This is a genomic window from Clostridium subterminale, assembly GCF_039521425.1.
Taxonomy (GTDB): Bacteria; Bacillota; Clostridia; order Clostridiales; family Clostridiaceae; genus Clostridium_J; species Clostridium_J subterminale.
In genome coordinates, this window is record NZ_BAAACI010000006.1 from 443,953 (window position 1) to 455,867 (window position 11,915).

Sequence of the window (11,915 nt, forward strand, 5' to 3'; positions counted from 1 at the left end):
TCTATGAATAATTAGTTCGTAGAGTCTATTAATTTTAGTTAACTATTTTTAACTTTAGGCTTATTTACAATATAAATTCCAATGCATACTAATACAAGAGCTAAAAGATTTTTCCAATGCCAAATAGATTCTTTTAAGAATATTGCAGAAAGAAAAACACCAAACACAGGAGTTAAAAAGTTGTATATAGAAACTTTACCAACATTATTATGCTTTAATAGGATAGTCCATATTGTAAAAGCCACTGAAGAAAGAAGGGCGAGATATAAAAGTAATAGCATAGCTTCAGTAGAAGGTATAGAAGCTCGGGCACCTCCAAGGACACCTACAATTATAAGTAAAGCCCCTCCAAAGAGAAGTTGCCATCCTGTGACTATCATACTATCTTCTCTTTTAGCAGCTTCTTTACTTATAAGAGAACCTATTGCAAAGGAAGCAGCAGCAAGAATAATAAATCCTTCACCAGTAAGGGTAAAACCACTTCCAATTTCACCACCTAAGTTAATTATAACTACTCCCATAAATCCAACAATACATCCTAAAACTTTTTGAGAATTTAATTTATCATCTAAATATATAAAATGAGCAAGAATTACAGCCATAAAGGTTGCAGTACCATTTAGTATGGACCCCTTAACGCCGGTAGTATGAGAAAGTCCTATGTAAAAAAACAAATATTCCAAAGTAGTTTGAACAAATCCAAGTAGTGCAATATGACTTAAGGCCTCCTTTTTAGGAGTAGGAAATTTCTTTTGAATTATCCAAATCAATAAAATTACTAGAATACCTGCTAAAGCAAATCGATTGCCTGCAAAGAGAAGCTTGCCAAAAATATCATTTTCACCTATAGAAAATAAAGAATAGCCAATCTTTATAGATGGATAGGCACTTCCCCAAAGTAAGGTACATAGTAAAGCTAATAATAAAATCACACCATTTTTTTGAAAAATATCTTTTTTACTCATAATTTAAATAATCCCCTTTATACATTTAAAACTTAAATAATTACAAATTAATTTATATTTCTTGTGAATGTATTTTAAAATATCTAATTATCTCAATTAGAATTTTACTATTATATGCAACCAATGTAAATGAGCTTTATTATTTATTGTTTTTAGCAATAAAATTCATCTTATCTAAAATTAAAAGTTAAATTATAGTATAAAAATTCAATACAAGTATATAAGGAAAGTACAGAAAAGTGAAGAACGGAGAATTTTGAGTAATTTAATCGAGTGTATTCAAGTTTGAAGAGGTTGAAAATGATTATCAATTAAGTTACTATGAAATGGCGATAAATATTATCAATTGAAATGTAAATTTAATTGATAATAAAATTAATTATTACGTCAAGTGTGTATAAGTGTTTGAGAATGCCATAAAATTTTTATACATATAGAGACTTAAGAATACATAATAAAGTTTTTGGAGGAACTATGAAAAAGAAATACTTAATTCCTATATTTATAATACTGACAATAGCTTCAATATTTATAGGAGTTCAAAATATAGCATTTACGGATATACTACAATGGAATCAAGATGAAATGAATATAATAATTTTAGCTAGATTACCACGTCTTATAAGTATAGTCGTAGCAGGAGTTGGAATGAGTGTTGGTGGAGTTATAATGCAACAAATTAGTAATAATAAATTTGTTTCTCCAGGCACAGCAGCTACGGTGGACTCTGCAAAGTTAGGAGTACTAGTATCTATGTTACTATTTTCATCAGCGACTTTAATGCAAAAGATGATAACAGCATTTATATTTGCTCTTCTTGGAACTTTTGTTTTCATGAAAATACTTAAAACTATAAAAATGAAAAATGTTATATTTATTCCTTTAGTAGGAATAATGGTAGGAAATGTTATAGGTTCTATGACTGATTTCTTTGCATATAAAAACAACCTAGTACAAAGTATGGGAACTTTCCTGCAGGGAGATTTCTCTATGATTATAAAAGGGAATTATGAACTATTGTATTTAACAATACCTCTACTAATAATAGCTTTATTATATGCTAATAAGTTTACAATTATAGGAATGGGAGAAGATATTTCTTCTAATTTAGGGCTTAACTATAATAGAGTTTCTAATATTGGAGTTGTAATAGTTGCGTTAATTTCAGCTTTAGTAGTAATAACAGTTGGAAATATACCGTTTATAGGACTTATAGTTCCTAATATAGTATCAATATTTAAAGGGGACAACCTTAGTAAAAATATATGGGAGACAGCTTTATTTGGAGCTATATTTGTACTAGCTTGCGACATTATAGGTAGACTTATTATTTATCCATATGAAGTACCTATAAGTCTTACAGTTGGAGTTATAGGAAGTGTCATATTCCTTTACCTGATATTTAGGAGGAATAGAAATGAAAGATAATAGAGATAAAAAGAAACTGTACATACTTGGAGCAATTGCAATAGCTGTTATCGGATTATTTTTATTCCAAGGATTAAATGCACGAAATTGGGATTATAACTTATCAAAGAGAATTCCTAAAGTTATAGCTATAGCAATTACTGGAGGATCCATTGCATTTTCATCTATGATATTTCAAACTGTAACCAACAATAGGATTTTAACACCAAGCATATTAGGACTTGATTCACTATATATGTTTGTTCAAACAATATCAGTATTTTTATTTGGTGTATCAAGCATATTTATGACAAATAAAAATGTAAACTTCTTATTATCTGTAGGAGTAATGTTAATTGGAACTCTAATCTTATATAAATTGCTGTTTAAAAAGAATGGAAGAAATAATATCTTCTTTTTATTACTAGTTGGAACAGTTTTAGGGACTTTATTCAAGAGTATGACATCCTTTATACAGGTTATGATTGATCCTAACGAATTTGAAGCGTTACAGAGCAAAATGTTTGCTAGCTTTGCTAATGTTAATACAGACATATTATTAATATCTATAATAGCTATACTTGTAATTTTTGTATTAGTTTATGATGATATTAAAAAGTTAGATGTGATGCTTCTAGGAAGAGATCAAGCAATAAACTTAGGAATAGATTTTGATAAGTTCTCTAGAAAAATATTACTAATTGTTGCTATATTAGTATCTATTTCTACAGCTTTAGTTGGTCAAATAACTTTCCTTGGACTACTAGTAGTAAATCTATCTTATCAGTTATTTAATACATATAAGCATAGTTATCAAATAATAGGAAGCATATTGATAAGCATAATTGCTTTAGTAGGAGGGCAATTTGTAGTAGAGAGAATACTAAACTTTGGAAGTACAGTGAGCATAATAATTAATTTTATTGGTGGAATATACTTTATATATCTTTTAATGAAGGAGGGGAAATAGATGATAGAAGTTAGAGAGATAGTTAAAAAATACGGAGATAAGGCAGTAGTAGACAAGGTGTCTTTAAATATAGAAAAAGGAAAAATTACTTCTTTCATAGGGCCTAATGGAGCAGGGAAGAGTACCTTATTATCAATGATATCTCGTATTATGAAAAAAGATGAAGGTCAAGTCATAATAGATGGTACAGAATTAGAAAAGTGGGACACTAAGGAACTTGCTAAAAAAATATCTATACTTAAACAGTCCAACAATATAAATGTAAGACTGACTATAAAGGAAATAGTTAGCTTCGGACGCTATCCTCACTGTGAAGGCAGACTTACAAAGGAAGATATGAAGTATGTAGATGAAGCTATAGAATATATGCAACTTAAAGATATAGAAAATAGATATTTGGATGAGCTTAGTGGTGGTCAAAGACAAAGAGCGTATATAGCCATGGTAATTTCCCAAAATACTGAATATGTATTACTGGATGAACCACTAAACAACCTAGATATGAAACATTCAGTTCAAATGATGAAAGTTCTAAGAGGTCTAGCTGATGATCTTGGGAAAACTGTAGTAATAGTTATGCACGATATAAACTTTGCGTCAGTTTACTCAGATAAAATAGTTATTCTTAAGGATGGAAAGATAGTTAAGGATGATGTTACTGAAGCTATAATTTCAAAGGATGTTTTAGAAGATGTATACGAAATTGACTTTGATATTAAAAATATAAACGGAAACAACATCTGTGTATATTTCTAAGTGATACTCAAAATTTTATATTTTGTTAGTAGAACTTACTCATTGGAACGTATGTGACAAGGAGTGTCCCTACGAGCAAAGCGAGAAAAATAAAATCTATGATTTGGTTGGTCGAACTTACTCGTTTGAACGAAGTGAAAAGGAGTTTCATTTTAAAAATGTAGGGAAAAAGAGCTTCATTTCACACAGGTATGTGAGAAGTAGTGTTATCGCGAGCAAAGCGAAAAAATAAAATCTAGGATTTAGTTTGTTCAATTCAGTGAAATTACTTTTTTAAACAAGGTGAGAAGGAATATCATTGAGAAGAAAGTGTGAAATCATGACATAGTAAAAATATAATTTCTTATAATTAAGTAATTAAGGAAATTTATTTATAAATAAAAATAAATATTTAGGATATAAGGAAAAGTAGTAATTAGGTATAAATGAAAGGGATAGGTGAAATAAATGAACAAGAAAAAAGTTGGTATAATAGTTGGGATTGCAATAGTTGCATTGATTGGTGTATTTGCAGCTACAAAGCTAGGAAGTAAGGAAACAGGAGAAAAGAAAGGAGAAACTATAACAATAACTCATACAGCAGGAAAAACAGAAGTACCTAAAAATCCAAAGAAGGTAGTAGTATTAGATTATGCATCTTTAGATATTATGGATTCAATGGAGATAGAAGGAGTAGTAGGATTACCACTAAAGAGCTTACCAACATATTTATCAGATTATAAAAGTGATAAATATGAGGACTTAGGAGGCTTAAAGGAATTTAATTTAGAAAAAATTAATGAGTTAGATCCAGATTTAATAATTATAGAAGGTAGACAAGCTGATTATTATGATGAGCTTTCTGCTATAGCTCCAACAATACAATTGGGAACAGATTCTGAAAACTACTTAAAATCTTTAGAATCAAATGTAAATAGAATAGGAAAAATATTTGATAAAGAAGATGTAGCAACATCTAAATTAAAAGAACTTAATGAAAGAGTTGAAGTTGTCGGAAAAAAAGTAAAGGATAAAGGATTAAATGCTTTAGCGACTATCGTGACAGATGGATCTATGAGTGTATATGGTGCAGGATCAAGATTTTCAATTATATTTAATGAATTTGGATTTGTACCAACAGATGATAATATAGAAGTGTCAAACCATGGCCAAAATATAACTTATGAATATTTATTAGCTAAAAATCCAAACTATCTTTTAGTAGTTGATAAAGCAGCAGGAACAAGTGGATCAGAAGATTATTCAGCAGCTAAAGAAGTAATAGAAAATGATCTGGTTAAGACTGCTGAAACATACAAGAATGGGAATATAGTATATTTAAATGCCCAAGCTTGGTATGTTGGTGGAGCTGGGCTTCAAGCAGCAGATTTAATGATAACTGATATGGAAGTTATCACAAAATAATAAATTATAAAAATAGAAATAGCTATTTGACATCTTAAAGGTCAAATAGCTATTTTCCATAGTATTACTATTTACTAGAACACTCTGAGCTTATTAAAATTAGTTATATAATATTGTAATTTCATAGTAGAAAAAATTCATAAACTACATATTTATATAGAGAGGGGGTGTTTCTATGGAAAGTAGAAATAGTAGTAATTATAAGGGGATTGATATAAGTAGTTGGCAAGGAAATGTGAATTTTAAAAAGGTAAAAGATAGTGGAATAGAAATAGTTTATATTAAAGTAACGGAAGGTATAAGCTATGTTAATAATTATTTTTTATCATCCTATGAAAATGCTAAAGCTCAGGGTTTGAAGGTTGGATTTTATCACTTCTTTCTAGGGGGAATAGATCCTAAATCTCAAGCTAGACATTTTGTAAATACCATTGGAAATAGAGAATTTGATTGTAGACTAGCTATAGATATAGAGCAGACTAATGGTTTAGATAAGACATCTTTAACAAGTGCAGCAATAATCTTTTTAGAAGAGGTTAAGAAATTAACTAGTAAAGGTATTGTAGTTTATACCTATACTAATTTTGCAAGAACTAGTTTAGATAGCAGGTTAGGGATATATCCTTTATGGATTGCTGAATATGGGGTAAGTAGACCTGCTAGTAATCAAATATGGAATCAATGGGTCGGTTTCCAATTTTCAAGTACTGGACAAGTTCCGGGTATAAGTGGAAATTGTGACTTAAACGAGTTCAATATGGGGATATTATTAAATGGACAAAGTGTACCAGAAAGTCCAAGTACAGATGAAGATAGGAAAGACGATAAATATTATATCGTACAGTCAGGAGATACTTTAAGTGGAATAGCTGAAAAGTATAGTACAACCTATCAAGTATTGGCATCTATTAATGGTATAACAAATCCTAATTTAATATATCTAGGACAGAAAATAATATTGCCATTAAGTGGATCTTCAACAGGGGGTAGTACCAGTAGTTCATCATATTATATTGTAAAGTCAGGAGATACTTTAAGTGGTATAGCACAAAGATATGGAACTACAACTCAAGTTTTAGCTAGTACTAATAATATATCAAATCCAAACTTAATATATCCAGGACAAAAAATAATATTGCCATCAGGTAGTTCTTCATCAGAAGGCAATACTAGTAGTTCGTCATACTATACAGTAAAATCAGGGGATACTTTAAGTGAGATAGCACAGCGATATGGTACTACAACTTCAACTATAGTTAGGCTTAACAATATATCTAATCCCAATTTAATATATCCAGGCCAAATATTGAAGATTAGATAAAGTAAAATAACTTTAATGAGAAAAAGAGACTGTTGCTGAGTGATTTTTAATCTATTCTGCACAGTCTCTTGTATTTGAAATCTAATCTATAGCTCATTAAATAATATATAAATATAATTAGAAGTTATTATATTTATATTAGTCCTTGTGCCTCTAAGAATTCACTTGCTACATCCTCAGGTTTCATCTGCAGTTCGTCAACTTTATAATTAAGTTCCATCATAATATCATTGTTAAGAACAGTTGATAGTTCTTCTAATATAGGAACTATTTCTGGAAACTCTTTAACAATTTCACCTCTAACTATAGGCATTGCATAATAAGGTGGGAAAAAGTTTTTATCATCCTTTAATGTTTTTAATTCAAACTTTTTCAATAAACCATCTGTTGCAAAGGCGTCTGCTACATCTACTTTGTCATTGACAAGAGCAGTATATCGAGAGGAGCCATCAAGCCCTATGGAATCATTAAATGTAAAATTATATTCTTTAGTTAATCCAGGAAGTCCATCATCACGATTTAAAAATTCAAGAGTAGTTCCAGACTTTAAATTACTTGCAACAAGTGCGAGATCACTGATGCTTTCTAAATTATATTTCTTAGCTGTTTCTTTTTTAACAGCTAGAGCATAAGTATTGTTGAATCCCATTTGGTTTAAAACTTCAATATTATATTTTTCTTTGAAATCATTTTTTACAGTATCATAGACTTTTTCCATATCACTTATAGGTGGATATCCTAAAGTATCTCCATAAGCTGTCCCACTATATTCAATGTATAAATCTATATCACCAGATTTTAAAGCAGAAAAGCATACTTGAGTTCCACCAAGATTTACTTTACGATTTACTGAAATATCAGTTTTTTCTTCTATTAAATCAGCAACCATGTGACCTAATATAATTTGTTCACTATAATCTTTACTTCCTATAGTAATAGATTTTGAGTTAGTATTAACTTTGGTAATTGAAGAAAATACAAATACTAAAATAATGAAAATACTTGAAATTACTAATAATCTTTTTTGAAATTTACGAGTTTTAATCAAATCTTTTTTAGTAGTGGATTTAACCTTTTGCAAGCTTATAGGAGTTACTAGTTTTTCAACAACTCCAGCTAAAAAGTCTACAACTAAAGCAAGTAAACAGGCTGGGATTGCACCGGCTAGGATTTGATTATTATTTACAGTTCTTATTCCTGAGAACACAAGATATCCTAAACCACCTGCACCTATAAAGGCAGCAATTGTCATTAATCCTACAGCAGTAACGGAAGAAATACGAACTCCAGCCATTATAATAGGTAGTGCTAGTGGAATTTGAATCTTTGTTAGTATTTGAAATTTGGTTAACCCAATTCCTTTTGCTGCTTCAATGGTCTGTGGATTAATGTTAGAAATCCCGGTATATGTGTTTTTAATTATAGGTAATAAAGAATATAGAACTACAGTTGCAACTGCGGGAATAGTTCCTATACCTAAAAGTGGTATGAAGAGTCCTAATAAAGCCATGCTAGGAATAGCTTGAATAATATTTGTTATTCCAAGAATAGGTTTATTTAGCTTTTTTACATAAGAAATAAGAATTCCTAAGGGAACACCGATTAAAATAGCTAGTCCAACTGAAATTGTAGTAAGTTCGATATGTTCAATCAATAATGAGATAATTTGAGTTTTGTTTTGTAAAAAGTATTCAAAAATATTCATATCACTACGCCTCCACTTCTATATATTGCTGGCTAAGCGTTGTAACAAGACTACTTTCTGTGATTAATCCAATAAGGCCACCCTTATCATTTAAAACGGGGATTGTTGAAATGTTATTTTCATTTACGCTTTTTAAAACATCGATGATAGTATCATTGGGAGAAACATAAGTATAATTATCCTTAAGAACAGAACTAACCTTAATTGACTTATCATCAATTAATCGTATTTGTTTTCCCTTTGCAACACCACGTAGTTTTTTAGATTTGTTGTCAATAACCATTAAACTGTCAACTTTATATGAACGCATCTTTTCTATGCATTTAAATATTGATAGGTCCTCAGAGCAAGTTATAGGGTTTTCTATCATAATATCTTCAGCTTTAATAAATTCAGGGGATGTCCATATTCTTTTTTTACCAACAAACTCTGAAACAAAATCGTTCACAGGATTTTTTAGTATATTTTCAGGAGTGTCATATTGAATAATCTCACCTTTATCCATTATACATATTTTATCAGATATTTTTACAGCCTCGTCCATATCATGAGTTACAAACACAATTGTCTTTTTTAACTTTGATTGCAAACTAACAAGTTCATCTTGTAAACTTGAACGAGTAATTGGGTCTAAAGCTGAAAATGGTTCGTCCATTAATATTATATCTGGATTTGTAGCGAATGCTCTTGCAACACCTACTCTTTGTTGTTGACCACCACTAAGTTCTGTTGGGTATCTATCAAGAAATTCATTGCAGTCAAGACCTACCATATCCATCAAATCATAAGTTCTTTGAGTTATATCTTCAGCACTTTTGTTTTGAACTTTAGGGATTAGTTCAATATTTTCTCTTATGGTCATATGTGGAAATAGACCTGTTTGTTGAATAACATAACCAATGTTTCTTCGAAGATCTATTACATTTTTCATACTAATATCTTCACCATTAATGTGAATTTTACCTGATGTTGGTTTTATAAGTCTATTAATCATTTTAAGTGTAGTTGTTTTTCCACAACCACTTTCACCTATAATGGCTACTAATTGTCCTTTTTCAATCTCAAAAGAGATATCTGAAAGAACAGTAGTGTTTTTAAACTTTTTTGAAATGTTCTTAAATTTTATCAAAACGAATCCTCCTTTGTAAAAGTAACAACTTAATTATAATGTTAAGTTGTTACTTTGTCAAATTTGAAGAGTAAATATAAAAAAGACTATCTCAAAATTACATTAATCTTAGTTTACATTCTGACAAAGATTAATGAATTATTTTGAAATAGCCTAAGTAATTTCTATTAAGTTTATACAAACAATTTAATTTATGGATATAAATATTTTTTAACACGCTCCATACAATTTTCATCTCCAACAAAATAAAATATATCATTTTCTTGAAAGGTTGCATATGGACCAGGCGACATAAGTAAAGAATCATTTCTTCTGATTGCAATTATTGTTGCTGAAGTGTTATGCCAAAAGTTTATATCTGACACAGATTTGTTAATATAAGGTGTAGCAGATGTTATTTCTATTTGAAATGGTGTAAATGGATTTACAGAGCGAAATCTATCAGTTTTATCTATTAAATCAGAAAGACATCCATATAGAAACTTTATTTCTTTTTTTTGTCTGTCAACACTATCAATAATATCTTGCTTTAAATTACTTATAGTACTAATATCATTATATTGTTTAATAAATTTTATAGCATTTTCGTAGGACTTTATAGTAACTCCACTACCCTTTGAAGTATCCACAATATTTAAGTCTGATAATACACAAATAGCACGTCTCGCTGTTTCAGATGAGACACCATATTGACTTGCAAGAGAAGATCTTGCATAAATCTTATCACCAACTTTATAATGACCATCAACGATTTTTGCTGCAACATCGGCAGCTATTTGTTGATATCTAGGACTTGTTATTTTAAATTTATTTTCCATAATAATTCTCCTATAACTATATTGATAACAAAATTAAATATACCATATCTAATTTTAAATTAGTATATATTAGTACAAATAAAATTAACATTTCACTTTATTATAATGAATTGACATAGAATGTAATAATGATATACTTTAATTAACATCCTCCATAAACGTTTACACTTATAAGAGATAAGCTTCTATTTGAAAGTAGTAACATATCAAAGAATATACTGAAATTAATTTCAATATGTCTAAAGACGATATTAATAGTGTATATTCTAGTGAGTCTGAATAAAAAACGATAATTAAAAAAATAATAAAATTTTGTAGAAAAATATAATTTGAAATTTTAGTATTTTGTATTATAATAACATTATAGAACAAATTTTTTATGCTATATATTAACAATTTAATATATATAATTAGTTTCATTTAAAATTTCCCTATAATTTTAAAAGAACTAGACATTAAACAAAGACGCAGACAGAAAAAGTCTACCATAAAGATGGTAGGCTTTTTCTGCTCATATATTTGTTATAAAAGATAAAGATTTAAATCATTGAAATAGAAGAAGTTAATAAATGAGGTATATCGAAAATAATTGTTGGTTATTATAGAGTATACATATGAAAAGTATTATCTGTATTAGGAGTTAGAGAGGGTGTTACTATGAATAAGTGTAAAAAGTTCATATGTGTATCTATAGGGTTGATATGTTTTACATTAGGGGCTATAGGAATTATATTGCCTATACTCCCTACAACACCATTTTTGCTCTTAGCATCCTTTTTCTTTGTAAAAGGGTCTGAGAGATTTGATGCTTGGTTTAAGAGTACAAAGATATATAAAAGACACTTAGATAGTTTTATAAAGAAAAAAGCAATGACATTAAAACAAAAGATTACTATATTATTATTTGCAGATTTTATGATGGTTTTTCCATTGATAATTATAGATAGTTTAGTTGTAAAGGGAATGATTGTTATTATTATAATAGTTAAATATTATTATTTCTTCTTTAGAATAAAAACTATTAAGTATTAATATTTTAAAAGTTTAATTGACAATCTAATAAATACACATATAATTAGAAGTATAATAGTTAAATGCAAAGAAAAGGAAAGTAACTTTAAGAATACTTATACAGAGAGCTTTCATTGGTGAGAAGAAGCAAAGGATATTAAAGAGAAAATGGCCTTGGAGCAGTGCACCGAGATTTTAAGATTAAGGCTGCAACGGGTTCACCCGTAATAGTGATGGAGTATAACTATAAACAGAATTATGATGAGAAGTTTTATCTATGTACTAGTCATGGAGTAAATTCTATATAAGTAATTTGAATTATAGCGTACTTGAAGAGGTTTATATTGTGAAATATAAATGAAGTAGGATGGTAACACGAAGTTTTAACTCTCGTTCCTAAGATTAATTTCTTAGGAGCGAGAGTTTTTA

General features: G+C 28.9%; 10 protein-coding genes. 6 read left to right on the forward strand and 4 right to left on the reverse strand.

Features of this window, described 5'->3' with window-relative positions:
• Positions 1-38: 38 nt before the first annotated feature.
• Positions 39-965 (reverse strand): DMT family transporter, encoded by a 927-nt coding sequence (locus ABDZ93_RS11020; RefSeq protein WP_343826354.1) that lies wholly within the window; start codon positions 963-965, stop codon positions 39-41.
• A 474-nt stretch (positions 966-1,439) separates the two neighbouring features.
• On the opposite strand from ABDZ93_RS11020, the gene ABDZ93_RS11025 reads away from it, so the two are divergent.
• From ABDZ93_RS11025 to ABDZ93_RS11045, 5 genes are all read left to right on the forward strand, one after another.
• Positions 1,440-2,393 carry an ABC transporter permease gene (locus ABDZ93_RS11025; protein WP_343826356.1) on the forward strand — a complete coding sequence of 318 codons (954 nt, stop codon included), beginning with the start codon at positions 1,440-1,442 and terminating at the stop codon, positions 2,391-2,393.
• Entirely contained in the window at positions 2,383-3,342 is a 960-nt protein-coding gene (locus ABDZ93_RS11030; protein WP_343826357.1) for an iron chelate uptake ABC transporter family permease subunit, read from the forward strand. Before ABDZ93_RS11025 ends, ABDZ93_RS11030 begins: the two co-directional genes overlap by 11 nt.
• Positions 3,343-4,098, forward strand: coding sequence for an iron ABC transporter ATP-binding protein (locus ABDZ93_RS11035; RefSeq protein ID WP_343826359.1), 756 nt, complete (start codon positions 3,343-3,345; stop codon positions 4,096-4,098).
• A gap of 447 nt (positions 4,099-4,545) precedes the next feature.
• A complete protein-coding gene (locus tag ABDZ93_RS11040; RefSeq protein WP_343826362.1) occupies positions 4,546-5,502 on the forward strand; it encodes a siderophore ABC transporter substrate-binding protein in 957 nt (318 codons plus the stop codon).
• Between the two features lie 175 nt (positions 5,503-5,677).
• Positions 5,678-6,823 carry a LysM peptidoglycan-binding domain-containing protein gene (locus ABDZ93_RS11045; protein ID WP_343826364.1) on the forward strand — a complete coding sequence of 382 codons (1,146 nt, stop codon included), beginning with the start codon at positions 5,678-5,680 and terminating at the stop codon, positions 6,821-6,823.
• Between the two features lie 133 nt (positions 6,824-6,956).
• Here the strand turns inward: ABDZ93_RS11045 and ABDZ93_RS11050 are convergent, their stop codons facing one another.
• The 3 genes from ABDZ93_RS11050 to ABDZ93_RS11060 all read right to left on the reverse strand — a co-directional run bounded on the left by ABDZ93_RS11050 (position 6,957) and on the right by ABDZ93_RS11060 (position 10,475).
• Entirely contained in the window at positions 6,957-8,528 is a 1,572-nt protein-coding gene (locus ABDZ93_RS11050) for an ABC transporter permease/substrate-binding protein (protein ID WP_343826366.1), read from the reverse strand.
• A 4-nt stretch (positions 8,529-8,532) separates the two neighbouring features.
• Positions 8,533-9,657 carry an ABC transporter ATP-binding protein gene (locus ABDZ93_RS11055; protein ID WP_343826368.1) on the reverse strand — a complete coding sequence of 375 codons (1,125 nt, stop codon included), beginning with the start codon at positions 9,655-9,657 and terminating at the stop codon, positions 8,533-8,535.
• Positions 9,658-9,848: 191 nt separating this feature from the next.
• Complete coding sequence (locus ABDZ93_RS11060) at positions 9,849-10,475, reverse strand: GntR family transcriptional regulator (protein ID WP_343826370.1); 627 nt, start codon at positions 10,473-10,475, stop codon at positions 9,849-9,851.
• Positions 10,476-11,132: 657 nt separating this feature from the next.
• Here ABDZ93_RS11060 and ABDZ93_RS11065 point away from each other — a divergent pair.
• Entirely contained in the window at positions 11,133-11,507 is a 375-nt protein-coding gene (locus tag ABDZ93_RS11065) for a YbaN family protein (protein WP_343826372.1), read from the forward strand.
• Positions 11,508-11,915: the final 408 nt, after the last annotated feature.